The sequence below is a fragment of the Haloarcula amylolytica genome (assembly GCF_049705545.1).
Classification (GTDB): domain Archaea; phylum Halobacteriota; class Halobacteria; order Halobacteriales; family Haloarculaceae; genus Haloarcula; species Haloarcula amylolytica_B.
The window spans coordinates 87592-113990 of the sequence record NZ_JBNAMU010000003.1; the positions used below are offsets into that span (position 1 = coordinate 87592).

The following is a 26399-nucleotide window of genomic DNA, read 5'->3' on the forward strand; positions in this document are numbered from 1 at the left end:
CAAGAGTCAGTACGTGGCGTCGGTCAGTCCGACATAGAGTAGTTGCTCCGGAAGCAGTGGTGTGTTGCCGGTATCAAATCGTGGCAAACTCTTCCTCAGAGTCGGGAAATATTCTACAATACTCTGCTGAGCACCGAACTCGCTAACAATCGTCTGGAAGGCGTCAACGACGGTCACGATATCGCGGTTGAGTTCATGCTGGCGGTACGTGCCACCATCCTGGCCACGATGTTCCATCTCAGACAAGGTGAGATTGAGGATTTCAAAGTCAGAGAGGAAACTGCGCATCCGGCGAGCGGTACGTGGTTCTCTGTCCTGAAACTCACAAAGTTCCTTATACTGATAGACAATCCGAGACATCGACGACTCATTTCCGCTGGCCAGTAGCTGATTCGCCAAGTTCCAGTGCCGAGGGATGTAGAGGAATAAGGCTACCAATGAGGTGTAGAAAGCCGATTCAGAATACACACGGATTAGCGAATCAGAACACAAATGAAAGCCCATAATACGCCTGGACTGTGATTCCCGGCAATGATTAGCGAAACTCGCTGGTGGAACTCTGATGAATGATTCACAAACAGACATCCGTGCTTACACTCTTCGACTGGAATTAGTGGATGAGCCAGGGGAACTGCTTCGGTCCCTAAAACCAATCGCCGAAAACGGCGGCAATCTGCTTTCTATTTTCCACGAGCGTGGAAACGTAACACCGAGAGGTCATATCCCTGTGGAAGTGGACATCGAAGCAACACCAGATCGATTCGAGACAATTGTCGAAGGACTCCGTGACGCAGGCATAAACGTCATTCAGGCGGGCACAGAGCGGTACAGCGAGGGTTTGACGATAATACTGTCCGGCCACCTCATCGACACTGACCTTTCAGATACGCTGTCGCAGATTCAGGAGACCAAATACGCGACCGTTACTGACATCTCATTAACGGCGCCACAAGGTGCGACAGACATCTCCAGTGCTCGATTGAAGCTGGCAACTGAATCAGGGTCGACGGCGGAAGTACTGGAATCGATTCGCGAGATTGCAGATGAGAAGGATCTCCGCTTGGTTGAACCGCTGATTACCGGGAGCGACGCATGAGAGTTGGTGTGATAGGCGTTGGTGACGTTGGCTCTGCTGTTCTCGAACTCTCGACTGAGTATGGACATACGGTTACCGCAGTCGGTCGTGTTTAGTTAGCAGCATTGTGCCAGACGGCAAAGGTTCGTAACCATGTTTCAGCTGTTTCTGGTTCGACGTGGCTAAAACAGTTTGAAAAAGAAGACGTTCGTCGTTTTACCTCTCGAAACACACGTTCGATACTATTCCGATTTCCGTGGAGTTCGTATCTGAAATCGAGGCCGTGTCGTTGCAGTGCTGTTTTGAGCCAGTCCGCATCATCGACGAGAAACACGGCGTCGTCGACGCTGTGTTTCTCGCGGAGTTCTCCGAGAAAGATTTCGGTCAGCGCTGTAGTGTACGTGGTAAAGAGCCGGATATGGAGAAATCTGTTCGTGTCAGGATCGACGGCGGCGTACAGCCAGTACTGCTGATCGTTGATGCGAATCACGCTCTCGTCAAGCGCAACCTGATTCGGAGCTTCACCGCTATCTGGCTGTAAATCAGCTTTCTGTACCCAATCGTGGACGGCCTTTCGAGAGCGCTGGACACCCAACTTATCAAGAACAGATATTGTATTCGAAAGTGATAGTCCCGCAACGTGCATCTGAATACCGAGCTTCATCGCTCGCTCGGGTGTCCGCTCACGCTCCACAAAATCCAAATCAATCCACTCGCTACTACCGTTGAGGCGTGTGATTTCGGCCATGGACAGCAGAAATCACACTCGCCTCACTTTTCATCCTTAACTAAACACCGCCCCGCAGTCGCCGACTCGAAAAGCGCAACTATCGAGCCGGAGGGAGTCAATGTTTCAGAAGTCCTGTCGACAAAACGGACAGACGGCGTCGTTGGAAGTGACGACCCCAAGGAAGCGCTGGAGGGTCCGTACGACGTGCTCGTTGAATGTACACCGACAACTCTCGACGACGCTGAGCCCGGATTTTCTCATGCTGGGATCGCCCTCCAGCGGGACCGTCACGTCGTGCTCGCGAACAAAGGTCCAGTGGCAGAACGCTATCGGGACCTCAAAGAACTTGAGGCGGAAAGCGATGGTACTGTTCGGTTCGGAGCGACCGTCGGCGGCGCAATCCCGATCATCAGCACGATAGAGGATTTCGGGCCGGACCGTGTCACCTCATTGCGTGGCGTGTTGAACGGGACTGCAAACTTTATCCTCTCGCGAATGGCAACGGAAGGCCTGGACTACGAACACGTCCTTGCGGAAACACAAGACCTTGGTGTCGCAGAGGCAGACCCCAGCTTCGATGTCAATGGGATTGACGCCGCACTGAAAGGGGTAATCATTGCGAACGTTCTTGAGCGAGAAGAGAATCTTTCACTGGAGGACGCAGAAATCGAGGGGATAGAGAACCTCCCGGGAAGCATGCTGGACCTGGCGCAAAAAGATGGACGCACCATCCGGCTTATCGTCGAAGTTACTGACGGGACGGTAAGGGTCGGTCCCCGCCTCCTCCCTAAGAACTCCGACCTCGCCCCCGTCGGGACACGAAACGCAGTCGGAATCGAGACAGAGTCGGCTGGCCAACTCAATCTATCAGGTCGAGGGGCAGGTGGCGTTGAGACGGCGAGTGCAGTGCTGTCGGATATCGAGCGATTCTCAAAATAGCTGTCTGGTCCGTCTCCCGAATAAATAGCCCGCAGTTGTACACGCCTATGGAATTTAATCCGACAGGGTGAGTTCCTTGGGAACTTGGACTTCTTCCTCTTCGAGGGTATCGATGACGTGTTCTTCGCCGTTGGCTTCTTTTGTCGTATCGATGAGCGACCGGAGCTTTTCGAGCGGAATCTGTCCCGGCGCGTAGTCGTTCGTATCTGCTGCTAGCGGCGCGTATCCGAGTTTCGAACCGTACAGATGGGCGACAGCACGTGTGTGGCTCCCGATTTCCCCCATCGAGATACCGGCAACGTCGATACCTTGCTGGTTCGCGGTGGTAATTGCTTCTAAGAGAGTGAGTGCGTCTGTGTTGCTCTGTGGATACGTCGCTACTTTTGCGATGTCGCCGTACTCTGCACACTGCTTGATAATCGCATCGAGGATCTCCTTGTCGGGAGTTGATTCGAAGTCATGGTGTGAAATGATGAGTTGAACGTCGTTTTCCCGGAATTCAGTCAATATCCACTCTTTTGCACGTGCCGTTTCGAGTTCGATATCTACGAATTTGACAGCGTCAAAACGCGAAGCAGCGAACAAATCGTCCAAACGGCCGGAGTCGTTTGCCTTGCCACCGAACCATCGGGTCCGGTTTGTTGCGATGATCGGAAGTTCGCCATCGTATGCAGAAAGTTGCTCAACTGGATTCTCGGCCTTGTCCATCCGAAATTCGATGAGGTCTGCCACTCCCCGGGCGTCAGGTTCCCGTGTTAAGTCGTTTGTTGTAGCCGCAAGAGCGAAACCGTCAATTTTCATGATATCTCTTACCATTCCAAGCTATATAAAATTTGGTCATCGAAACCACACAAATGTTCATACACAATCACAATCTTAGAATACTATTTCTGAGATGCAATATTCAAACGTGAAATCTAGGTGTGTTTTGGCACTAAATGGATGTATATTGGCCTAACTAGACATATATCGGCAGAGGTATCATAGCTTCTAAGCATATCGTATCAATCTATGCGGTGGATTAGACCTTCGAAAAATACTGATCTCATTTTCGTCTACTGGTCTGGTACTCCCTTGTCGTTCTCGGTTGTGTCCTCCGGACTGTAGACCTCGGTTTCGGTACATTCCCCACCGGTTGTGACATCAAACTGTTCAAGCAGTTCCAAGAGATCCGTGGCCTGCGAGGACAGGGACTCGATGCTCTCGGAGACCTCGATAGTCGTCGCCGTCTGCTGCTGGGCAGCTGCGGAGACGTTCCCAGCTTGACTAGCGTTTCGCTCACTGATAGACCCGATTTGATCGACCATTGTGACGGTATCTTCAGTCGTGCTTGCTTGCTCGTCGGTAATCTTGTTAATCGACTGCATCCCGTCATTAACAGTTCCAACGTGGTCGACGATACGCTCCAAAGAATCAACGGCCTCGTCAACAGTGTCAATACCATCAGAGATGCTGTTACCCATCTCGCGGATTTCGGTCACCGTGCTATCTGTCGCGGTTTGCACGTCCGAAATGACAGTCGCGATCTCTTCAGTAGCTTCGCTGGTCTCCTCTGCCAGCGATTTAATTTCGTCTGCTACAACGCCGAATCCATCTCCTGTTTCACCGGCCTGTGCAGCCTCAATAGAAGCATTCAGTGCCAGCATATTTGTCTGCTCGGCAATATCGTCGATCAGATCCACAATCTCGCCGATACGATCCATCTCCTCGTTTAACGCCTCGACGCGCTCGACGGCCTCATCGGCTCGTGACTCAATGTTGTTCATCACATTTATTGCCTCGGTAGCACGTTCGCTACCTACTTCCCCGATCTCGGTAGCCGTGCTCGCGGTCTCGGCGACTTCATCCGCCTGTGAAGCCACCTCCTCAATGGTCGCCGAAAGGTCCGACATTTGGTCGGCAGCCTGCTGGATGCTCTCGTTCTGGCGTTCAGCCCCATCGGCGATTGATTGGACGGAGGTACTTACTTCGTCACTTGTCGTCCGAACTTCGTCAGCTCTGGCAGTTATCTGCTCAGCTGACTCATCTACATTGACGGCGAACGTCTGGATATGGTCGACTGCCTCACCTAGTTGAGAGAGCATCTCGTTGAATGCCGCCGCTATTTCGGCCATCGCTGCGTTATTTGTATCCGTCTCCAGTCGCTGTGTAAGATCCCCCTCGGCGGCGGTTCGCATTACACTCGAAAATTCTTCAGCTTGTTGTTCCAAGGATTCAGCAAGGCTTTCAGCCTCACGCTGGGCCTGTTCGGCATCAGCCTTGGCCTGCTCGATTTTGTCGACGAACCCCTCCAAATCCTCTCCCATCGTATTCAGTGAGTCCCCGAGTTGGCCGGGCACCTCGGTATCCAATACTGGATCATCGAACCGTCGGTTTGACAGTGCATCGGCTTGTTCACTGACCGTTTGCAAGTACGACTGTATATCGGCGAAGGCTGTCTTGACCTGTCCAATCTCATCAACCCTGTCGGTATCGTCGATATCCTCACCTATCTGTCCTGAAGCGACAGCCTCGGCACGGTCTGTAACGTCGGTCAATGCGTCCCGAATGTCTCTGCCTACGAACGCACCGAACATACCGAGTCCGACGAGCGCCAAGCCAATAAGTGCCGATAAGTACCGTTGAATCTGGTTTGTCAGCGCATAGGCATTCTTGACAGGGACTTGCTTGATGACAATCCAATCGGTCGATGCAATCGGAGCGTAGCTGTAAACGTACTCCTCCGTTTGGACAACCCCTGTCGAGCCATTTGCTGTCGACCTGAGAATCGACGACGATACGGGAGCATCAAATCGATTGAAGACGCGTGACCGATTGTCGGAGAATGAGATCTGATTACGGTTGCCCTGTGTCTCGATCACGAACGTCTCCTCACCCGCAACAGAGCTACGAAACTGTGCGGACCGGCGACTTACGTTGTAGAATACGACAGTCATGTACTCCCGCTCTGGAACTGAGCTGGCAAAGGCCATATAGTAGTGCCCATTCTGTTCAAAGACATGGGACCGTACAACGTCATCGGTGTCCCCAAAAACGAGTTCTCCGCGTCGCCAAGATAGCGCAAAATCACCCAGTGTGTGGCCGCGGTATTCATTCACTGTGCTGCGTTCTATCGTCCCTGTTGTCGTGTTGACGTAGTTAATCGCATGGACGCTCCTATTCAAGCGATTCTGTTCGTTGATGAATGTCATCTCTGCTCGTTGACCTGACGTCGCAGCCACGAAGTAATGATTCGAGAGGAGACGTGTCGTTCGGGTCTGTTGTTCGAGCCACCCGTTCATTGCCTGGGATTCCTGAACAGTAGTCGTTATCAGTTCGCTTTCGCGTTGGTCGGTTAATTCAGCAGTTATTGCTCCCTGTGCAGCCAGGCCTGCTGCCACGATGACGAATGTGATAGCAGCGACTGCGAGGGCGAACTTTCGGAGATAGCTCTGGCGGACAACTTTGGGCAAGAGTTTGTCAGCTTTCATATCCTGATGCTTCGATAGCATGATATTTTGCACATAGTATATAAGCGTATCCGATCAGTTATCACACTTGAATATGTGCTGTTCTGCTCCGTGGAGACAACAGTACTACCAACTTTTTTGCCAGGATGGGTCGTGGGATGATTCTGTACAGTTCCATACCTAGTCCAATGAGTATAATCCCACACCTGCAACGTGAGTCACTCTCATCTCCGACTGAGAAGAGGTAAGTTATAATGAGAGTCCATGATATAGCGAACCTTGCAGAAATAAGAGTCAAAAAACGGGAACGCAACCGTTCAGATTTCGTTCTCAATTATATTGACCCGCCATTCGTCTGCCATGATTTGCCAGAGGACTGTTTAATATTCGAGGTCCCACTCACGGTCTAGAAGCCAGTTATTGAGCTTATCAAGCGGTTGCTCATCGACATGAGACCCGTGGCTCACAAGGACTGTTTCGATGTCATAGTCGAAGAGTTTCACCAAATTGCTCTCGGCTTGTGCGTGCGATAGGTCGTTGAACTGCTCCGCTGGCGGGACAAGATATCCTGCCGGAAGGCCCCGCCTGTCGGAGCCTTCTAAGATATCACCGGCGATGAAAACATTGTCATCGCTGAGGTACAGTCCGCTGTTTGAAACGGTATGTCCAGGCACTTGGACAACCTCTAACCCACCTTCGAGTTGCTCACCGTCACTCACGTGGTTGTCTACAGGGATATCGAGTGCGTCGTGAAATCCTCGGGCTCCACCAGGAACAATGAGTTCGGGATCAAACGCATCAACGATTGCGGGAGTCCCACCGAAGTGGCCTTCATCGCCGTGAGTAACTATCAGCCGATCGACGCCGTCGAACTCTTCTCGCAACGTTTCAACTAACTCGGGACCGTCACCGGGAAAACCTGCATCCACTAGGGTGGTCGTATCTTCAGGCCGGTTCTGGAGCACGAACACTCGAACGTGCTCTAACTGGACGGTGTACACGTCACTTGCTACTTTTCTAACGGACATCGCATTTCGAAGGGGTGTGAGAGAGTACTTAATTGCCTACACCGGTTCTCAGAATCTTAGAACACAATAGATGGATGCACTGAATGACAGCCAGCATGACTGCATCCGAGGCAGACTTATCGGCGGCATTCAATAAGCTTATCAAACCTTATTGCCAACCACCGCGCAGGATGGTTAGCCTTAGCAGCGTACCTGAGAGGGTCCAGTATCCAAACCCAGTGGCAGCAGATCACATCACGTACAACCCGTCTATTGAGGACCTCCGGGAGTTCTCTACGGATGTCGAGACAACCACTGAGTACGGCGCACCATCGTACGTTAGCGAATACCGTTCCCGTAGCGCCGACCGAACGAAGAACGCCATTGATTCTGATTTTGACAATGCTGACTTAGCGGTCTTCGAGGACGGACTCAACCAGATTCAAAATACGGATAACGATATAATCTGCGTCGACCGGGTTGTTGGTCGTCATTCCGAATCATCGTACGTCTGCCGGCTGTATCTTCCCAAATCGTACGGTCGGATAGCACTGTCGTGGGCGAAACTTCTGGAGCCCTCCCACGGTACGGAGCCTGATTTTATAACCGTCCAACTCCCTGACGCGACCGACGACCCGAAGATTCGTGTCCACCCCGAAACTGGCGTCACAACGGTGCTTGGAAGCGACTACACCGGGGAAGCGAAGAAGTCGTTTCTCCGCTTGTTCATGTTGCGTGCGAAGGAACAGGGTGGTCTCGGACTTCACGCTGGCAGCAAACGGGTCACCCTCGACGATCAAGACGGTTACCGTGAGGTCGGCCAGCTGTTCCTCGGCCTGTCTGGCACTGGGAAGTCGACATTGACCAGCCACGGGTTATGGCTTGATGACCCAGAGGGTGTCGACATGATTCAGGACGATGTCTGTGCATTACTGCCGTCTGGCACTGTTGCTGGCAGCGAAGGGAGTGGTCTCTATATCAAAACTCTCGGTCTTGATTCGGATGAGCAGCCCGAACTCTACGAATCGGCCACGGATGAGAGCGCTGTCTTAGAGAATGTTGCCGTCGATGACGACGGTACCGTTCATTTTGAAGAACCCCGTTACGGTCGTAATGCCCGCGCTGTAGTCAGACGCGACCATCTCGAAAGCTCCGCAGACGACATCGATCTCGACAGTGTCGACCAGGTGTTTTTCATCACGCGGAACCCATTGATGCCTCCGGTCGCTAAACTCAGTGACGAGCAGGCTGCCGTCGCATTCATGTTGGGCGAGTCCATCGAAACCAGCGCTGGCGATCCATCTCGTGTCGGCGAAGCCATCCGCGTCGTCGGCACCAATCCCTTCATCATCGGCTCCAAAGGGAAGGAAGGGAACCGCTTCCGGGACCTCATCGCGGACCTCGATGTCCAATGTTACGTTATCAACACCGGCACCGTCGGTACCGACGACCCCGTTGATGTCGGCGTCGAGGAAACTGTCGCTATCCTCGAAGGTGTTGCCCGCGACAGCATCCAGTGGACCAACGACGATACGCTTGGCCTGGTTGTTCCCAACACCGTTCCGGGTATCGACATTGAACAGTTCTACGTCCCTGATCGAGTTGCGGACTTCCGGGTAGCACGATCCGAGCTCCGTAAGGAGCGATTGGCCTATCTCGACCAGTTTGACGACCTTGACGACGCCATTGTCGACGCCATTTACTGACCACTATCTCCATTTGAGCATCTTGTACCAAGATCTCGCGTCCGTCACCGAACAACCCGGATAGTGTGTCTGAAGACCCATAGGAACACGAGTGGCGATATGGCGCACGGTTGGACTATTGTACGAGGTATAGACGTTTGAGGATAAGCGGTTACCTTGCTCGTCTGTCAAAGGTTTTGGATAAATTTGACGCGTGAAAGCGGTTTCCAAGATTTGTTTTCAATACTATTGAAACAGCTCCATCCGGGCATTGCCGTCATAATAACAAGTGTACACTAGTTATATACTCCCGAACCCTCGAGAATTCCCATCAGCAGAGATTTCAATAATTTTGAAACCACGATAAAATCGGTTAGCCCAGAAAGCGGTTGGTCAATGCGGGAAAGAGAGTATGAGACCGACCAGCTTTCGGTTGCGCTACCGATAGCACATTGACTGTCACCCAGAGGTCGCCTTGATCATTCGCCTATACTGGCTCTGGGTAGAGTACTTCTGTGACAGGAATTTGTTTAGATGAGCCGTTCGCTGGTATCCTCAATCAGCGTTCTACGCTTCTGAGTTTTGTGCTACCAATGAGACAACCGGGCAACTCGCATTCAATAGGATCGACTGTGCAACACTCCCGAAGAGCATTTTACCCGTTGCAGACTGTTTCTTCGGGCTGACAACAATGTACCGTACCTCGTGATCCTCTGCATAGTCAACAATCTCCGTTGCTGGATCTCCGATCCGCCCGACACTCTCAGACGAGGCATTCGTAGGATGAGACTCTATTACTTCTGCAGCGGTCCTCGACGCTCGGTTCCTTAACTCATCTATCGACACGACTTCATCTGGGTTAGCACTATCCTCTTCAAGTTGAATAGCTTCGGAGCGTTTCATAACATGAAGGACATCAATTGTATCACCAAACTTCTCGGCCAGATTGTCGGCCTCTTCGAGAATACTTGCTGCCCTGTCTGATTCATCAACGGCTGCCACGATGACCATGTTATTTGCTTCAATCGCTTCCGTATTATACTTTGTCAATATCTGGAACACCCCGTTTTACCGGCCAAGTCTAATGTGAATTTCAGCAGTGGAAGACCTTTTACCGACCCTACTCGTGTATCCTCCAAATGGAGTCTGTTACGAAAGTCATTGCTACCTCTATCCTGCCAATATTCCTGATAATCAGCAGTGGATTCCTCCTCAGTCACTGGAAAGAAATCGACTCAGGTCCGTTGAACACGTTGTCACTCTTCATTTTGAACCCAGCACTCATTGTCCACAGTATCACACTCACCGAGTTAGAAACGGATGCTCTAGTAAGGGTATCTCTAGGGGTCTGTCTGTTTGTGACGGCCGTTCTCTTAGCGAGTTGGGTTCTAGGGAGGGCACTCGGGAAGCGGGATTCGTTGCTGTATTCGTTCCTGCTGATTGCGACATTCGGAAACACCGGTGCGCTTGGAATCCCGTTGGCCGACTTCGCGTTTGGGGACCTCGGACGGCAGACAGCTGTGCTGTTCGCGGCCGTCCACGGCGTGCTCGTGTTTACTATCGGTCTCGCAATTGCATCGAACTCAGGAGCGCAATCCCGTATGGGGAGCCTCAAGCGTGTCTTCCGCTATCCACTGGTCTATGCGGTCCTGCTCGCTATTGCTGCCAGAACAGTAGACATAGCTCCACAGGCAGATTCGGCGGCGATGGAGACGCTCGGTCTCGTCGGTGATTCGGCTATCCCGGTCATGCTGGTCATTCTCGGGATTCAACTCTCCGAGACAGAGTATCGAAGCGCGCTCTCGATGACAATCACACCGACGCTTTTTCGATTTCTGCTGTCACCATGTATCGGACTCATTGTAGCGCTTGGGATGGGTTTCCAGAACGCGACCGTCGCACAGGTGTTTGTCCTCTTGACGGCGATGCCAGTCGCTGTGGCTCCGGTCATTTTCTCTGTGGAGTTTGCAAGCGACACTAGCGTGGGTGGTGTGACTATCCCGGAGTACGTCTCCGCTACTGTGTTCGTCTCGACTCTCGTCTCAATGCCGGTGCTAACAATCTTTGTCACACTGCTAAAATCAGGTGCAGTAATCTAACCGTGGGTGTGCTATCGCTTTCTGCACCTCACGGTCATTTACAGAGTGATTGTAGAGTGTAGATCGACCGCGGTCATCACCTTCCAAATCTTCAGCCTTATCGAGCAGTTCTCGACCGGACATTTATCGGCTGAAAAGTTCAGAGCTCCTGTGATACCCACTTCACGTGGGTTAGGAGCGAAAGCCCACCTTGCTCAGAGAAGCCCGAATGCTCTCGGGATTGCCAGGGATAAATCGGGCACGAGGATGATCAGCAACAGCGCAAGTGCTAATGGCAAGTAGTACGGCACCATGGATTTCATAACTTTATCAAGCGATTCGTCGGTTACTCGCTCAAGCACAAAGAGGATCAGACCAAACGGTGGCGTGATCAGCCCGTACATCAGGGTTACCACCATCACGATTCCGAAGTGAATCGGATCGATACCAAGCTCTGGGTAGAGGGGCACAAGCATTGGCACCATTATTAGGAGGACCGCGATTCCCTCCATGAAGGTTCCCAAGATTAGCAACACCACAGCCAAGAGTAGCATCGTCATCACCGGACTTATTGACAGTCCAACGACTATCTCACCGATCAGGTCCGGAATGCCGGAGAGTGTCAGCCAGTATGCGTAGAGGTTCGCAAACCCGAATATGACGACAATACTCACAGTGTCTTCGAACGTCTCTTTGCTGACCTCATACAGGTCGTTGAGGTTGATGGACCTGTAGTAGAAGAAGCCAAGCAGTAACGCGTACACGACCGCGACCAGCGCGGCCTCCGTCGCTGTGAAGATCCCACCGAGGATTCCCCCAATGATAATCGCCGGCGTGATCAATCCGGGGACTGCTTTGACAAAGGTCTCGAATAGGCGGGAGAGATCGTAGCTACCTTCGTCCGGCCAGCTTCGTTTCTTTCCGAGATAGAACGCTGTGCCCGCCATCGCTGCGGCGAGGAGGAGTCCTGGACCGATGCCAGCGATGAACAGCGTCCCTATCGACTCCTGTGCCAACACTGCGTAGATAACGATTGGGATGCTGGGCGGGATAATCGGGCCGATAATCGCCGAAGCACCGGTGATACCGACGGCCGATTCACCGTCGTAGCCGTTGGACGTCATCGCCTCGTATTCGACGCTCCCGATTCCGGCCGCGTCCGCGACTGCGGAGCCACTCATCCCTGAGAATATCAGACTCACGACGACGTTTACTTGCGCAAGGCCGCCCTGAATCGGACCGACTAGTTCGGTGGCGAAATTGAACATATCGTCGGTAATCCCAGTGATGTTCATGATACGACCTGCCATCAGGAAGAATGGGACAGCTAACAGGACCCATGAATTCATCCCGGCCCAGAACCGCTGTGTGATGACGATTAGATTCAGCGGTGGACCGATCGGGAGTAACATTATCCCGAGAACAGTCAAGCCGAGCGAATACGCTGCCGGGACACCGATCCCATAGAGCAGCATAAGCAGTCCGATGAAAGTAACGAGGAGAAGCTCAGACATCAGTATCACCTTGGAAGCTGCTGAGCCGACTTTTTGTATCAAGGATAATAACTCCTAGAAGGAGAGCGGAGCTCACTCCGAGTAGCGTGTATCCCCAGCCGATTTTAAACCATCCAATCATTGGTAGGCTAACGTCTCCCTCAAGTACTGCTGCAAGGTATGCTGATACAACGAGAATACCGGCTAAGACCGCCATGAACACGTTGCGTAAGAGAAGCAACTCATCAGTTCTTGACGTAATCCGTTTTAGTACTGGCAGAAACGAGATGTCTGATTCGTTCCGGAACATATATGGCAATGCTATGATCGTCATCAGTGCGAGAAACGTCCTGGCTATTTCGTAGGTCCAATACAGCGGTACCGGGAACGTAAAGTATCGACTGAGCACTTGGAGCAGCCCTACGACTAACATGATGTTTAACATGATTACCCCAATTGCGACGGTAATTCTGTCAAACCATCCTCCGGTCATAATGGTTACTCTCTCCGTCAATTAAAAAGCCTTGTGAGTTATTGTGGACAAATTTCGTCTTGAAGGCATTAGCCCTGAGGAACTACCGTACGAAATTATATTGAGAGCGGCGTATCTAGGTATCATCCTATAAGCAAAGTCACCAGTAGGACTGGTCGGTCTAACATAGGATGTAATTTCATGATGGACCGTGCGTATAACCGTCACAAAAAGAAACTATGCGAAATTCTCTCACTGCGGGAGATCTGCGATCGACCTATGCGAGGTCTTGTACGTCGTTGATGTTGACTGCCCAGTTGCTCTCTGACAATGCTTCCAGCGCTGGCTGCCCAGCCTCAACGAAGGCAGATCGATCGACATCCTCCGCTGGGACGACGGTAGTGCCTCTGTCCTTGGCTTTTTGATAGAGCTCCTCTTCTTGTGATTTGATGTCACTTGTCATCGACTCGACCGCATCACTTGCTGTCGAAGTGATAAGTTCACGGTCTTCGGAGCTGAGACCCTGCATGAACTCCTCGTTGTAGAGGAAGTGCTTCGTGTCGAGGAGGTGGTTCGTGACGCTAAAGTGCGACTGGACCTCGTTGAGACTGACAGACAGGAACTGGGAGATGGGACCTTCGGAGGCATCGACAACACCGGTCTGCAGTGCGGAGTACAGTTCGTCATAAGCGACGGGCGTGACGTCCGCGCCGATCTCGTCCCACACGGAGGTCCAGGTCTCGTACTGTGGGAGACGGAGTTTGAGGCCCTGAACGTCTTCGGGGGAGGTAACCGGAGAGTTACTGGTGAAGCAGCGGTTGCCGACGTAGAACGCATCGCCCAGCCTGATGCCGTTTTCTTTCAGAATCCCGTTCAGCCCGTCGTCGGGTTTCAGGAATTCCTCGTTGACCGCCCGGTAGTGCTCCATGTCCTCGATGACGAACGGGTCGCCGGCGAAAGAGTACTCGGAGGCGAACCGCTGTGAGAGCGCCGTCGGGCTTTCGTGCAGAATGTCAACAGTGCCCGATTCGAGAGCGGCGAGGTTATCCTCTGTACCGCCCAGTGTCGAGGCTTCGAGGTTGACCGTGATACGACCATCTGACTCCTCTTCCAGCACGTCGATGAAGTACTCCTGTGCGGTCTGGACCGAGATGTTCTCAGGTGGTTGTGTCGTGGCGAACGTAATCTCCAGTTCTTCGCCGCCAGAGTCGGAAGTCGTGGAGCCGCCGTCTCCACCACTGCCACCGTCGCCACCGCTCCCGCCGTCACCGCTGTTTCCATCGCTACCTCCGTCGCCGTTGCCGGAACAACCTGCCAACCCAGCAGTACCGATTGTCAGGAGTGCGCCACTCGATTTTAGGACGGTTCTTCGTGATACTGGCCGCTTGTCACGCGCCATACCTGGTTGAACATCCTAACATGTAATAAAGATTGTGATGGTTGCGTCCGACAGAACGGGCTAAGCAGAGTCGGGAACCCGAGTGACCGACCGAAAAATAGACTTGAGGTTCTGTGGAGTGCCCCCGATGGGCTTGTCGAAACCGAGATGAGACCGTTATCTCCTCTCCCGCTGGTTGGACGTCCCACTGCACGGGACGAGGTTTCCGTTCAACATAGCTTGTGTCATTCCGATACCCACCGCACAACCGATACACCGACAAGTTTAATTGGATAATTTGAGAACTTACGGCTGAAATGAGTGTAAGTAACGTAGTCGACGGTATTGACCAGATACAGTTTGACCACGTGCGTGTGTTGGTACTGAAAGATGTCCCCAACGGAAAGACCACCCTCGTCGATACCGCGTTCGAGGAGAACGGCGAAGAGCTTGTCGAGACAATCAAAACGGAGTACGGTTCAATCGACCGCGTAATCATCACTCACGGCGATCACGGCCACCACGGTGGGTTACGCCACGTCATGGAGGCATTCTCGCCCGAGCTCGCGATGCCGGCGGATGAGACGAAACTGTATACTCATCTCGAAGAGGAGGGGCTGGAGTTCGAACCCGATATAAAATACGAGGACGGCGACGTACTCACTGGGAACATCCGCGTGATTCAAGTGCCGGGCCATACTGAAGCGACGTCCGCTCTGTTGCTTGAAGACCGCGACATCTTGATTTCCGGCGATACGCTCGACGGTTCCGACCGGGGTGGGCTCCCGGCTGGGTACCTGCTCCCCCCTCCAGCACTCTTCAACGACGACCATGAAGCCGCTGAACTGAATCTCTATTCGCTGCTCGAATACGACTTCGACACCCTGCTCGTGTTCCACGGCTCGCACGTCTTCGAGAATCCGAAGGGGAAACTCGACGACTTCCTCGTCGAGCGCGAGTGGAATGAATGGGACCCGCGTGCCGAGTAGCCGACTGAACGGGCACAGGGTTTGACAACAGCGACGGTTACCGGGCGCTGACGCTTCTGAATGCAACTGTTTCGAGTATTGGATTGTTTGCTTCCGTGAGAAACAGCTATTCGCGGAGAACGGAGACGTCGAAAACCGGTTTGCATGTTTCACCGGCCAGAAACGCCTCGAACGCCTCATCAGCGTCGAGTAGACTAAACCGGCTGTCCGAGAACGTCTCGTGATCGACATCGCCTGAGTCGATTAGTCGTAGCGCCCGGTCGAAGTCCCGGTACATCGCACCGTACGATGTTTGTAAATCGATTTCAGCCCGGACAATCGGGGTGTAATCCATCTCTGCCACACCAGTCTGTCCGACGAGGACTATCTGCCCGCCCTTTCGGGCCTGTTCGGCTGCCATCGTCAGCCCCGACGGGTGCCCTGTCGTATCGAACACGACATCGTAGCCGATTCCGTCTGTAAATTCTGTACTATACTCCGCTACGTCACTCTCTTCGATATTGATGGTCGGGTAGCCCAGTTTCTCTGCAAGCGGGAGCCGATACGCCGTGTCCTGTTCGACACCGGCGACGACAACCTCGCCACCTTGTGCTTCCGCGATCTGTGCGGAGAGTAGGCCCATCGGTCCGGGTCCAGCGACGAGAACGGTATCACCGGGGCTGACCCGCGAGTTCTCGATTACGGCGCGGGTACAGATAGAAGTAGGTTCGACGAGTGCGGCGTGTCTCGGATCGACTCCCTCCGGAACTTTCTGTAGGGCGCTTACGGGTACGGCAATGTATCCCGCGTACGCTCCGTGGTGGTCAATTCCTGTGAGTTCGGCATTCTGGCAGATGTTTTCGTTGCCGATTTCACACTGATAACACTCACCACAGCCTCGAATGGGTCGCTCGACGACTTGGTCCCCGACCTCGAATTTCGTTACGTCAGTACCCACTTCGACCACCTCACCGGTGTATTCGTGGCCGATTATTGTCGGCAGGTCCATCCGCTCAAACGCGGATTTGAAGGCGTAAATACCAGCATCACTGCCACAGAGTCCGGCATAGCTGATTTCGATTAATACCTCAGTAGGTGACGGTTCTGGCGTCCCGATATCCACTAGTTCCATTTGACCGTACTCACGGCTGGTTTTGGCCAATCCACGCATATGAACGATATCACAGTACAACGATTATAATGTTACGGAATTCCGCAAGTCATCATACCACACATCCCCGGGCAGTTCCGACTGCCTCAGGGAGATGTTATAGCCAGTCTCGAGAGGGAACGCGAGCGATTGCGAGTGGGCAGCGCCACTGTTCCGCCCGGCCGCTGGTTAGAATATCGATGGTTTAAAATATAATGTCACCTTCGGCTGAGATATGCACACCATAGAGCATGAAGTAGAGCGACCGGACCGTGATGTCGTTGAGGCGTTTGAAGGGGTTCCAAGTACGATCGTGTCAGACGTGACGGGGAACGTCGGACTGACCATGGACTCCGGCATCGAACCCGCATACGACGGGATTGAAATGGCGGGGACTGCGATAACGGTGAACGCGTCCCCCGGTGACAATCTGATAATCCACAAGGCAATAACGATGGCCGAGCCCGGAGACGTGCTCGTAATCGACGCCAACGGCTACACCGAGACGGGCCACATCGGGGAACTGATGTGTACCTCCTGTCAGGCGAACGACCTCGCGGGCCTCATCATCGATGGCGGGTACCGGGACAGCCGCGAGATCGCCGAAATGGAGTTTCCGGTGTACGGACGCGGGACGAACCCACAGGGCCCTCTCAAGCAGGACCCCGGGTCGGTCAACGTCACGGTTTCGTGTGGCGGCGTCAGCGTCGACCCCGGTGACATCGTCATCGGCGACGACGACGGACTGGCCGTCATTCCCAGCAAAGGAGCGGCGGAGGTACTGGAGCGGTCCCGCCAGAAACTCTCGGCCGAAGATTCTGTCCGCGAGGAAGTGCTGGACGGGGACTACCTCTTCGAACTCAACGGCTACGACGAACTGTTCGAGAATCTGAACGTCGTCGGTCCCGAAGACTCCATTCAGTAGCTCGGCTCTGCGACATTGTCTCCATAACTCCGTTGAGTCGGCTGGACCAACAGTGCCCCCATCGCTACAGATTCCGACAGTACAGAACTAACCCAGAGAATACGCGAGGCGCTGTGACAGATCTTCGTGCCGATTGAACGCTGTGTCTCACTATTGGTGTTGTTTTGGAGAGCGGCGCTGCGAGTTGCCGGGCACTCGTTCCAACATAATTGAAAATTTCCACAGTACTTAACCGAGTCCACGGCAATATTCTACTATGACAGACACCGAAAATTCGGGCACACGCCAGCTGAAGAGCGTCAATCGGGCGTTTCAGATTATCAGCTACCTCCACAACAACGGGGGCGCGACACTCTCGGAAGTAGCCGAGGCGCTCGACCTCCCGGCCAGTACCGCGCACATCCACCTCAGCACGCTCGTGGAATCGAGCTACGTCGTCCGGGAGGGCGATATCTATAAAACCAGTTTTCAGTTCCTTCGGATAGGTGGTGAGATGCAGGACGGAATGGCACTTTATCAGGCGGCCAGGCCCGAGTTGGACGAACTGCGCGAGATGACGGGCGAACACACGAACGTCACCGTCGAGCAGAACGGGTACGCTGTGCAACTCTACAAATCGGAGAGCCCCGAGTCGATAGACGACGAGGCACCGCTCGGCGAACATTTGTTCCTGCATTCGACAGCGACGGGGAAGGCCATACTCGCAGAGCTACCCGAGGAACGGGTGAATCAAATTATAGAGCAGCGCGGACTCCCACCGCAGACTGACGATACGATAACTGACGAGCAGACTTTGCGCGACGAACTGGACACGATCCGGGAACGTGGATATTCGATAAATCGAGGCGAACACTTCCCAGGGGTCTGTGCGATTGCCACGGTAATCGTTTCAGAGCCAGACGACGCTATCGGCGGCATCAGTATAAGTGGTCCACGTAGTCGATTGGACAACGAGCGGATAGAAGACGAACTCGTGCCGAAACTCCTGAACAAAAAGAATATCATCGAACTGAAAATGCACCAGTACGAGTGAGGGCGAGGCCAGTCAGTTGTTGAGGTGTGAGGGAATGAGTCGCCAGATATGGGTATTCTGTTCAGCCGCCTGCAGTATCACACGTTGTGCGAGTTCACTCAGTCGCTTCTTTTGGCGGGCTGTTCCATTCTGAGGCGTCGTCTTTTGGTTCGTAGCCCAGGACTGCCTGTGCGTGTTCGATATCGAACCACCGTGCTGCGTTCCCACTGACAGCATAGAACGCATCGTAAGTGACGGTGTCATCTTCGAGACAGCATTCGAGGAGATGCGCGAAGTCGCGTTGTGAGGTCCACGACGCTTTCAGTCGCTTTACCATTTTCTCGTACTCCTCGCTGCCGCGTTCCCAGGAGCCGGTCTGTGACTGGTCCCAGACCTCGTCCTCGTCGACTTTGTGCTCTTCCCCTCGGTCTACACCGCGTTCAGCGTCGCCATATGGATGGTCGTACTTTGCAGTACGAACACTGGAGATTCGGAGCGAGTACACCTGTTCCGGAGCACCGTCGCGACGGGCATGTGCACGGCACATGTGTTCCCCGAACATCTTCGAGGCACCGTAGTATCCGTCCGGCTTCGGCAGTGTCTCGTGAGTGAGCCGGAACGGGTCGAACTCACTGGGATAATCTTCCTCGTATAGTTCCGGTGCGTGGTCCTCCTCGTACAGTCCCATCACACGCTGTGAGGACGCGTATATGAGTTTTTCAACTCCCGCATCGTCCATCGCTTTGAGAATATTATACGTGCCGATGATATTTGGCTCGATTATCTCCTCAAATTCTGCGCCCGCATCAGACTGTGCGGCCAAGTGGATTACCGCATCCTGCCCTTCGAACGCTGGTCGAATCGCATCATAATCGGCGACGTCTGCTACGTGTGTCTCGTATTCGGGGTGGTCTGTTCGGTTGAGGTACGTAAACTCGTACTCATCTTTCTCAGCAAGGTGATTCAGTATCGCTTCACCTGCTTCGCCAAACGGGCCCGTAACGAGGACGCGTTGCTTGGTCATCAGTGAGGATTTCTACTATAGCATCCTATAAAAATCCTTCCCAATAATTTAATTTTCGGAATTCTAGTCACAACCCGGCCAACTAAGCAGCGCAAGACCGGAAAATATACAATCGGAGTTTTTCAATATTATTGAAACAGATGGCGCATTTAGAACCATTACAATAATGCTTGTACATGTGTTATTCAAATGCCCGGAACCAACTACAATAGCAGTAGGACCGCAGATAACCTGTTTTGATATTATTGAAACACGCAACAAATTGTCCAGCCATCACCATGCTCAGATATTTCTAATTCTGAGTGTGCTGGGTGTAAACAGTTTTGTTGGTAGGTGATGCATATGTCAAAATACTAGTCTACTCTATCGACTCTGAAGGAGTCCGGTTTCACTGATAACAGTCTAATATGCTTCGCGATCTGCCGGCGGTTGCTGGAAGGCCTGGACATCTGGTTTTTGCAGTGGCATTTGCATCTGCTTATACATCGGAGTTTCACTCACAATATCGAATCCAAGACTCTCGTACACGTTTATTGCCCGCTGATTTGTTTTAGCAACATCCAATACTATGTTCCGGTAATCCATCGATTCAGTATACGCGAGTACTTGTTTGACTAATTCCGTACCGATACCCCTGTCTCGATATTCACGATGGACAAAAATTACGAACTCTGGTTCGTCTTCTGACTGCGGGGTAACGGCTCCGTGTCCTACGATACGGTCATCATGATTGGCGATTAGATTCCATCCCTCTGATAAAATATAGTCCAGCCACTGTTCCAATGCTTTTGTTTTTTGTGGCGGGACCCCCATCGTTTGGTCATCAACCTCGAGACTGTTGTACATTTTTATAAGCGAACTATAGTCATTGGAATTAAATTCACGGACCATCATCGGTCTTCCTTTTTTATCAAAGAATCTCGGGCATCTGGGGGGACAATCCACTGTTCCCTCACATTCGGAGTTATCCCATATATTGCAGACATCACTGGTAGTCATATTAGAAAAATTGTGTTCACTACTATAACGTTCTTTGCCGTACATCATCGTGGCCTTATTAATTCATAGATTCTTGGGTTGGTTAATCAGCACAAGTAATTCGTATTTGTAGAGGAATTTCAGATAGGCATACTAGGTAAATTTCTCTCAAGTAATTGAGGTAGCCGATTGCGAGACTCGTACTAAAGCCAACATAGAACTTTTTTATAGATACGGCAGCTATGTTGGATTATGAATAATATTGAATATGACGTGGTGGGAATTACTGACGATTTGGATGATGAGTCTCGAGCCAGGGAAGACGCACACTACGTGGAATTTCAGATGGACAAAGCAGCAGCTCCAGTCGAACAACTAACTGAGTACGATGGGGAATTACCGTTAATTGTTTCAAATCGCCCTGAATGGGCGGGTGGTGACGCATCGGAATCAACTCGCTTAGAAGAGCTTCTCGCTGCTGCCAGTGCAGATGCAGTAGATATAGTTGAGATTGACCTCAAGACTATCAGGAATGAAGAGTGGCTTATTGACGAGCTGCGAGAAAATGAGGTAGATGTGATTGTCGCTTACTACGACTTCGAACAAACCCCAGAAAAATCAGAGCTTCAGGAACTGATTATGGAGTGTGATGAGTATGGAGATATATCTAAAGTATCTGTGTTCGCGGAGGAGCGAGAGGATGCGTTATTGTTATTAGATTGTCTCAACGAAGCTTCACAAAGTGATATCAGAGTCTCTGGAATCTCACTTGGCGAGTTAGGCCAGCATACCCGTGTCATCGGTGTATTCTACGGTTCTGAGTTCTGCTTTGCACCGATCCAGCTGGATGAGGAGGCGCAATACGGGGAGATTGAACTGGCTCAACTCGCAAATCTTTTAGAAACGACTGTCCACGGTGGCGATCACGTTGAATTGATCGACCAGCTGAAAGGACGGTTCTGATAGAGATATATAATAGAGATGTTATGTTTGGTTGCTGTCGTCTTTGCATTCCTCTCCGAAGCTAACGAAATATCTAATTATTCTGCCATTGGGAGCGACTATGTGTAATTATTATTTGCCTGTTGATACCGACGGCAGTAGAGACAGAATTTGAGTTATAATGGAGAATTGGAGATTCCAATTCCTAATATCCAGGTTAGTATATAGAGAAACCCGGATATTAGAGTTCTCGAAGGTAGATGAACAGCTAGTAAGAATATCTGAGAATACGTAATGGCCTATATGGAGGTAAAAGGCAAAAAACAGTTGTAATTCCGCACTTGCAGATAGAAATAGATGTAAACAGAGACAAGGTCGTTACTATCACCCCCAACACCACGGCAACCGATTCCCGTTGTTTCACCCCTCCATTCCTTCTACGCCGGCCGAACGGCTCTCGCATTCATACAGCAACTAGAGGTATTGCCGACTTGGCGCGCGCCGGAGAGAGCCATGAAAACGAGTTTCGGCCGTGACCTGAGGAGACTGGTGGGTTATCACGGATACCGAAACCGGCCTCACCACACAGGGCGAGCCATGTCGGGAGGCTACTTCGACGATTCTTCGGTGATACTCAAGAGGATTCAGCCATCAAACAACGGCACAGCAAGTTGAAGCGTACGCGACTGATACGTCGGCTGTCTCAGTCAGTTCTACTGACTAGCATTGCGATACTGCTGTACTTCTCATTGAACGCGGCTGGGTTCTGGAGGACAGAATGGGTGGAGTATTGGCCTCAGTTCCTCGAGCCACTCACTGGCGGCCCGTTCGCAAAACTTCGAATCGGCCAATACCGACTCGCCTGTGTCCTCGATCACGATGAATTGGTTCTCGAAGTTCATCGGATCGAACACCGAAGTGGAGCCTACACTGCAGACGACGATTAGCAGCGAGAGTACCGACTTGTCCAATTTGCCGCGATTCGGTCAGTACAGATGGCTTATCGACTACTTTTCGGCATACAGGAGAGTTCGTCGGCAATTGGGACAAACGTATGGAACCGGCGTGAGGATTTCGTCCGCTCGAATACTGCTAAGAAATCCGTCGTCTGACGCTTCTGAAACGATAGAGAGCGTCCCCATGGCGTCTGTCCCTTGTAATTCCATCTGTTCTAATGATTCCTCACAGTCGGGACAGACCTTCTCAGAGGGCATGTGTATAGTACGCCCACTGCTCTCAAAAACTATTTTCGTTCGTCCTCTCAGTCGGTTCTGGCTCCATATGTTCTCACGCCGGTCAATACGCAAATCTACCGAACAGTATAGTCACCCATCCAACTCTGAAATAAACCGACCCCAACAGTAACGCCATCTTACATAAGTCGCCGTCCGGTCAGTACAGTCTGTGAAAGGTAAGGAACCAACCCAATGGGGGACCGCATTTCGATTGGATTGTCAGAGGCTACCTTACCCACGTGTCTCTGCTTCGCGGCAGTCAAAGAATCCTATGTGTCACCTAGATAGGCACAATTCTCCCATTAAAGCGAGATCGTAGTCACCACGCAGATCTACCGTGTGAGCATATCATCGCTCTTCCTTTGAAAGGAATAGTACCGACTTATCACATATACCGCAGTGTTTGTGCACCTTCTCTGAAAACTACAGAGACGAGTCGTTTGAGGAATCAGCGATACTCTTCAACGTCGATGACTCGTTTCGTCTCCTCATGAGTGAGGTCACCGTCGGCCGAGACCACTGTCGCATCAAGTTCTCGCCCGACTGCAGCAACGAGCGCGTCGACGCCGTCAAGATATGGTCCCTCTGGTCCAATCTCGTCGGCGATTCGCCCCGCATCGACCGATAGGTCTCCATTGATTTCATAGATTTTCCCCCACGATAGCGCTTCAACCGCCTCCTCAAGATCGCCCGACGGGAGGTTTCCGACACCGACGAGTGCTTCAGCATGGGCGGGAGAAGGCATTACCCACAGCTCTTCCTCACCACCGTTCGATTTGTAGTACGTTTCTGTGGCGGGATGACCGCTCAGGTAGTCGATGAGAAAGTTCGCATCAAGAACCCTCATATATCCTCGTCTAACCGTTGCATCCGCTCTTTCCGCTGCTTTTTCGAGCTCTCGTGCTTGTCTCGAATCCAGTCAGCGTCCTCATCTGAGAGTATTCCGAACCCGTCGTAGAAGTCAGCATCTTCACTCTCGTTGAGGATGCGTTCGAGCACGTCGTTGAACGATTCGCCCTCACGCCGACGGCGATCAAGCTGTCGCTTCACTCGATCACTTACTCGTATCTGCTCATCTGCGGTTGCCATTGGTACGTCAACGTTGACGTTGACGTTGGTTAATCCTTGTGGAGGGTGAATCGGTGTGTAACGACTTGTTAAGCAAACTGAGAGCGGTCAGTACCGGCTTCGGGTCCAGGCTGGGAAAGACACCAGCGGCAACGGTGGAAAACCTCGCGATGCCTTCCTCCCCGCCGACGTCGAGCGTGATCTCCAGCGCTTCCAGAACGAACACAACATCGCATCCAAGGACTCCTTTATCGATCTGACCCAGCCCGGCGTCCGTGCTGTGGTTCGTCGGACAGCTGCGCGGGCGGCTGAATCGACTGGCGACGACGACTTCGAGAAAGCGAGTACGCACGATCTCCGTCGACGGTTCGCCCAGCGACTCCTCGTCGACGAACAAATGAACCCGCGTGTGGTGATGGCCGTCGGTGGGTGGGATTCCTTCGCCGCGATTGAGCCGTACCTGAACGCCCCCAGCGAAGACGTCATCGACGAGGCCTTCCAGGAGGTTGAGTCCCTATGACCGAAGACGATGTCGACCCTGAGGACCCGCGGCCAACGGGCCATTACCCACGGTTCGCCGACAACGAATGGCACTACATCCCTGATGAACTTGCCAAGACAATCTCGCTCGGGCCAGCCAGCGACGGCGAAGAGGGGCAGGACTGGATGCTGACGTACACACCAGAGAGGCGAGACGAAGATGACCGCGAGAAAGTGTTGGTCCGGCTCACGCCGAGGGCGTTGCACGAACTCCATATCGAGACAAAAGACCTCTCGGTTGAACAGCGGCAAATGGGCCACCGCGCTGAGTGTGATCTGTGCGGAGAGATGGTCGATCTTGGCCGCGCGATACCGAACGCCCGAGGTGAGCCATGCCACAAACGGTGCTGGGCCGAGTACACCGGCGCTCCGGATTGGTTCAGCGACTACGTCTAATCGGGGAGATCGGCAAGCCTCCGGCCGACTTCATATGAGTCCTTGCTGCTGGGAACGCTCCTCAGTTTGGTCTTTGAGGATGTGCTTGAACTCCATTCTCACAGAAGTCGATCCCGTTCCAGGTTATTGACAGGGAGCCAAGCAAGTCGTTGGAGGGTCTCATACAACGGTTCACATACCCGTTCTTCGCTCTTCCTCGACTCGGTCAGTACAGGTGAAGGACCTAACGCGACGGGTTGTGATAGCTTCTCTTCTTGTCAGAAACACCGTTCGAGATACAGAGATTGTCCGGTTATGAGTTCCATTTCAGACTGAGTATCGAAATTGACCGTGGCAAGTATATAAAGTGTCCATGCTAATACAATATAATATGGGCACACGAAGACAAGGAGAACCGATTTGGGTGCTTCATGTCGACGACGATCCTGATTTCGCAAATATGGCTACAGCTTTTATGAAGCGCGAGGACGGGAGTTTTGAGATTGAAACTGCCACCAGCGCCAGTAAGGGGTTAGATTTGCTAGCTAGTAGTAATTTTGACTGTGTGGTGTCTGATTACGATATGCCGGGACAGACCGGTATCGAGTTTCTGGAAGCCGTCAGAGACCAGTATGCGAACTTACCATTTATCCTGTTTACAGGGAAGGGTAGTGAGGAAATTGCAAGCGATGCCATCTCCGCTGGCGTTACAGACTATCTTCAGAAAAGCGGCAGTGTGGACCAGTACGCGCTGCTGGCTAACCGCATCCGGAACGCTACCAAACGGGCACAGGTCGAGCGTGAACTCCGACGTAGCGAGCGACGATTTACGGCTGTGTTTGAGGACCCCCAAACGGTGATTGCCATTATGGAGCCCGACGGTACGTTACTTGATGTAAACCAGACAGCCCTTGCCCGTGTTTCCGGCGAAAAAGAAGATGTCCTAGGCGAACCCTTTTGCGAGGAACCATGGTGGGATACCGCTCGACAACCGGTCGTTCGAAAATGGATCGAAAGAGCTGCCGATGGTGAGTACGTGGAATTCGAGGTTCCTCACATCACACCCGATGGAAGAGAGTGGCACGTCTCCGCAATGATTCGTCCCGTCAGAGACGACGCGGGGAACGTCGTGTCGCTAATCGCATCTGGAAAGGATATCACCCAACGCAAACTCCGTGAACAAGAGGTTGAAAGTCAAAACGAACGCCTCAATCAGTTCGCCACTATTGTCTCCCATGATTTGCGAAACCCACTCAATGTCGCACAAGGCCAGCTGGAACTCGCACGCGAGGAGTGCGACAGTACTCATCTCAATGAGGCTGCCAGCGCAGTGAGTCGGTGTCAAACCCTGATCGCCGAATTGCTCACACTCGCACGGACGGGTGAGGACACCGACGAGATGAAACCAATCAATCTCGTGGATGTCGTAGAGATGTGCTGGCGAACTATCCAAGCGGACGAGGCTACGCTCGTCACCGACACGAACCAGACGCTCTACGCGAATCGGAGCCGACTCCGGCAACTGATCGAGAACCTCATACAGAACGCAATTGAACATGGTGGTCCCGACGTGACAGTCAGAATCGGCAATCTGGATGAGGGATTCTACGTCGAAGACGATGGGCCCGGAATTTCGGAAGGCGAACGTGCGGAGGTGTTTGAGCCGGGATACTCGACTGCAAAAGATGGAACGGGGGTTGGACTCAACATTGTGCGAGAAATCGTCAAGGCCCACGGTTGGGAGATCCGCGCTACCGACGGTTCTGAGGGTGGGGCACGGTTCGAGATTACTGGTGTCGAGTTCGCTACCTGACCGATACTCACTGTGGATCTTGCAGGGCGATGTTATTATCTTCTAAAACTGGTTAGGAACATC

General features: G+C 52.5%; 23 protein-coding genes and 3 pseudogenes. 12 read left to right on the forward strand and 14 right to left on the reverse strand.

Annotated features, from left to right (window positions below; translation table 11 throughout):
* Positions 1–73: 73 nt before the first annotated feature.
* Positions 74–360 (reverse strand): annotated as a pseudogene (locus ACOZ4H_RS19635) (cell division control protein Cdc6); the annotation flags it as partial.
* Between the two features lie 202 nt (positions 361–562).
* Here ACOZ4H_RS19635 and ACOZ4H_RS19640 point away from each other — a divergent pair.
* Entirely contained in the window at positions 563–1096 is a 534-nt protein-coding gene (locus ACOZ4H_RS19640) for an amino acid-binding protein (protein WP_424330952.1), read from the forward strand.
* A 91-nt stretch (positions 1097–1187) separates the two neighbouring features.
* On the opposite strand, the gene ACOZ4H_RS19645 is transcribed toward ACOZ4H_RS19640, so the two are convergent.
* Positions 1188–1823, reverse strand: a complete 636-nt coding sequence (locus ACOZ4H_RS19645) for an IS6 family transposase (protein WP_424328496.1) — start codon at positions 1821–1823, stop codon at positions 1188–1190.
* Here ACOZ4H_RS19645 and ACOZ4H_RS19650 point away from each other — a divergent pair.
* On the forward strand, positions 1716–2744 hold the full coding sequence (locus ACOZ4H_RS19650; RefSeq protein WP_424330953.1) for a homoserine dehydrogenase: 1029 nt from the start codon (positions 1716–1718) through the stop codon (positions 2742–2744). The two genes, ACOZ4H_RS19645 and ACOZ4H_RS19650, sit on opposite strands and share 108 nt — an antisense overlap.
* A gap of 54 nt (positions 2745–2798) precedes the next feature.
* On the opposite strand, the gene ACOZ4H_RS19655 is transcribed toward ACOZ4H_RS19650, so the two are convergent.
* From ACOZ4H_RS19655 to ACOZ4H_RS19665, 3 genes are all read right to left on the reverse strand, one after another.
* Positions 2799–3476 carry a type I 3-dehydroquinate dehydratase gene (locus ACOZ4H_RS19655; RefSeq protein ID WP_424331042.1) on the reverse strand — a complete coding sequence of 226 codons (678 nt, stop codon included), beginning with the start codon at positions 3474–3476 and terminating at the stop codon, positions 2799–2801.
* A 323-nt stretch (positions 3477–3799) separates the two neighbouring features.
* A complete protein-coding gene (locus ACOZ4H_RS19660) occupies positions 3800–6214 on the reverse strand; it encodes a methyl-accepting chemotaxis protein (RefSeq protein ID WP_424330954.1) in 2415 nt (804 codons plus the stop codon).
* Between the two features lie 359 nt (positions 6215–6573).
* Positions 6574–7221, reverse strand: coding sequence for an MBL fold metallo-hydrolase (locus ACOZ4H_RS19665; protein ID WP_424330955.1), 648 nt, complete (start codon positions 7219–7221; stop codon positions 6574–6576).
* Between the two features lie 170 nt (positions 7222–7391).
* Here ACOZ4H_RS19665 and ACOZ4H_RS19670 point away from each other — a divergent pair, with 170 nt between their 5' ends.
* Complete coding sequence (locus tag ACOZ4H_RS19670; RefSeq protein ID WP_424331043.1) at positions 7392–8906, forward strand: phosphoenolpyruvate carboxykinase (ATP); 1515 nt, start codon at positions 7392–7394, stop codon at positions 8904–8906.
* 546 nt (positions 8907–9452) lie between these two features.
* Here the strand turns inward: ACOZ4H_RS19670 and ACOZ4H_RS19675 are convergent.
* Positions 9453–9896, reverse strand: coding sequence for a universal stress protein (locus tag ACOZ4H_RS19675; protein ID WP_424330956.1), 444 nt, complete (start codon positions 9894–9896; stop codon positions 9453–9455).
* Between the two features lie 128 nt (positions 9897–10024).
* On the opposite strand from ACOZ4H_RS19675, the gene ACOZ4H_RS19680 reads away from it, so the two are divergent.
* Positions 10025–10984, forward strand: a complete 960-nt coding sequence (locus ACOZ4H_RS19680; protein ID WP_424330957.1) for an AEC family transporter — start codon at positions 10025–10027, stop codon at positions 10982–10984.
* A 194-nt stretch (positions 10985–11178) separates the two neighbouring features.
* Here ACOZ4H_RS19680 and ACOZ4H_RS19685 read toward each other — a convergent pair whose 3' ends face one another.
* From ACOZ4H_RS19685 to ACOZ4H_RS19695, 3 genes are all read right to left on the reverse strand, one after another.
* A complete protein-coding gene (locus ACOZ4H_RS19685) occupies positions 11179–12477 on the reverse strand; it encodes a TRAP transporter large permease (RefSeq protein ID WP_424330958.1) in 1299 nt (432 codons plus the stop codon).
* Entirely contained in the window at positions 12470–12949 is a 480-nt protein-coding gene (locus tag ACOZ4H_RS19690) for a TRAP transporter small permease (protein WP_424330959.1), read from the reverse strand. Before ACOZ4H_RS19690 ends, ACOZ4H_RS19685 begins: the two co-directional genes overlap by 8 nt.
* 256 nt (positions 12950–13205) lie before the next feature.
* Complete coding sequence (locus ACOZ4H_RS19695; protein ID WP_424330960.1) at positions 13206–14327, reverse strand: TRAP transporter substrate-binding protein; 1122 nt, start codon at positions 14325–14327, stop codon at positions 13206–13208.
* Between the two features lie 296 nt (positions 14328–14623).
* On the opposite strand from ACOZ4H_RS19695, the gene ACOZ4H_RS19700 reads away from it, so the two are divergent.
* Positions 14624–15295: an MBL fold metallo-hydrolase gene (locus ACOZ4H_RS19700; protein ID WP_424330961.1), complete on the forward strand. Its 672-nt coding sequence runs from the start codon at positions 14624–14626 to the stop codon at positions 15293–15295.
* Between the two features lie 106 nt (positions 15296–15401).
* Here the strand turns inward: ACOZ4H_RS19700 and ACOZ4H_RS19705 are convergent, their stop codons facing one another.
* A complete protein-coding gene (locus ACOZ4H_RS19705; RefSeq protein WP_424330962.1) occupies positions 15402–16445 on the reverse strand; it encodes a zinc-dependent alcohol dehydrogenase in 1044 nt (347 codons plus the stop codon).
* A 214-nt stretch (positions 16446–16659) separates the two neighbouring features.
* Here ACOZ4H_RS19705 and ACOZ4H_RS19710 point away from each other — a divergent pair, with 214 nt between their 5' ends.
* On the forward strand, positions 16660–17349 hold the full coding sequence (locus tag ACOZ4H_RS19710; protein ID WP_424330963.1) for a 4-carboxy-4-hydroxy-2-oxoadipate aldolase/oxaloacetate decarboxylase: 690 nt from the start codon (positions 16660–16662) through the stop codon (positions 17347–17349).
* A gap of 256 nt (positions 17350–17605) precedes the next feature.
* Entirely contained in the window at positions 17606–18382 is a 777-nt protein-coding gene (locus ACOZ4H_RS19715) for an IclR family transcriptional regulator (RefSeq protein WP_424330964.1), read from the forward strand.
* Positions 18383–18476: 94 nt separating this feature from the next.
* Here the strand turns inward: ACOZ4H_RS19715 and ACOZ4H_RS19720 are convergent, their stop codons facing one another.
* Together ACOZ4H_RS19720 and ACOZ4H_RS19725 are read right to left on the reverse strand one after the other, a co-directional pair.
* Positions 18477–19385: an NAD-dependent epimerase/dehydratase family protein gene (locus ACOZ4H_RS19720; RefSeq protein ID WP_424330965.1), complete on the reverse strand. Its 909-nt coding sequence runs from the start codon at positions 19383–19385 to the stop codon at positions 18477–18479.
* 402 nt (positions 19386–19787) lie between these two features.
* Positions 19788–20384, reverse strand: a complete 597-nt coding sequence (locus tag ACOZ4H_RS19725; protein WP_424330966.1) for an N-acetyltransferase family protein — start codon at positions 20382–20384, stop codon at positions 19788–19790.
* Between the two features lie 231 nt (positions 20385–20615).
* Between ACOZ4H_RS19725 and ACOZ4H_RS19730 the strand changes: the two genes are divergently transcribed.
* On the forward strand, positions 20616–21326 hold the full coding sequence (locus tag ACOZ4H_RS19730; RefSeq protein WP_424330967.1) for a type I 3-dehydroquinate dehydratase: 711 nt from the start codon (positions 20616–20618) through the stop codon (positions 21324–21326).
* Positions 21327–22105: 779 nt separating this feature from the next.
* A pseudogene (locus ACOZ4H_RS19735) lies at positions 22106–22252 on the forward strand (type II toxin-antitoxin system RelE family toxin); the annotation flags it as partial.
* A 736-nt stretch (positions 22253–22988) separates the two neighbouring features.
* Here the strand turns inward: ACOZ4H_RS19735 and ACOZ4H_RS19740 are convergent.
* Positions 22989–23387, reverse strand: coding sequence for a PIN domain-containing protein (locus tag ACOZ4H_RS19740; RefSeq protein ID WP_424330968.1), 399 nt, complete (start codon positions 23385–23387; stop codon positions 22989–22991).
* Complete coding sequence (locus ACOZ4H_RS19745; protein WP_424330969.1) at positions 23384–23629, reverse strand: antitoxin VapB family protein; 246 nt, start codon at positions 23627–23629, stop codon at positions 23384–23386. Before ACOZ4H_RS19745 ends, ACOZ4H_RS19740 begins: the two co-directional genes overlap by 4 nt.
* Before the next feature lie 67 nt (positions 23630–23696).
* On the opposite strand from ACOZ4H_RS19745, the pseudogene ACOZ4H_RS19750 reads away from it, so the two are divergent.
* From ACOZ4H_RS19750 to ACOZ4H_RS19760, 3 genes and pseudogenes are all read left to right on the forward strand, one after another.
* Positions 23697–24128, forward strand: a pseudogene (locus ACOZ4H_RS19750) (site-specific integrase); the annotation flags it as partial.
* The gene (locus ACOZ4H_RS19755; RefSeq protein WP_424330970.1) at positions 24125–24544 is read left to right on the forward strand and encodes a hypothetical protein; all 420 of its coding nucleotides are present in this window, start codon (positions 24125–24127) and stop codon (positions 24542–24544) included. The pseudogene ACOZ4H_RS19750 and the gene ACOZ4H_RS19755, both read left to right, overlap by 4 nt.
* A gap of 370 nt (positions 24545–24914) precedes the next feature.
* Positions 24915–26336 carry a response regulator gene (locus ACOZ4H_RS19760; RefSeq protein WP_424330971.1) on the forward strand — a complete coding sequence of 474 codons (1422 nt, stop codon included), beginning with the start codon at positions 24915–24917 and terminating at the stop codon, positions 26334–26336.
* Positions 26337–26399 lie beyond the last annotated feature (63 nt).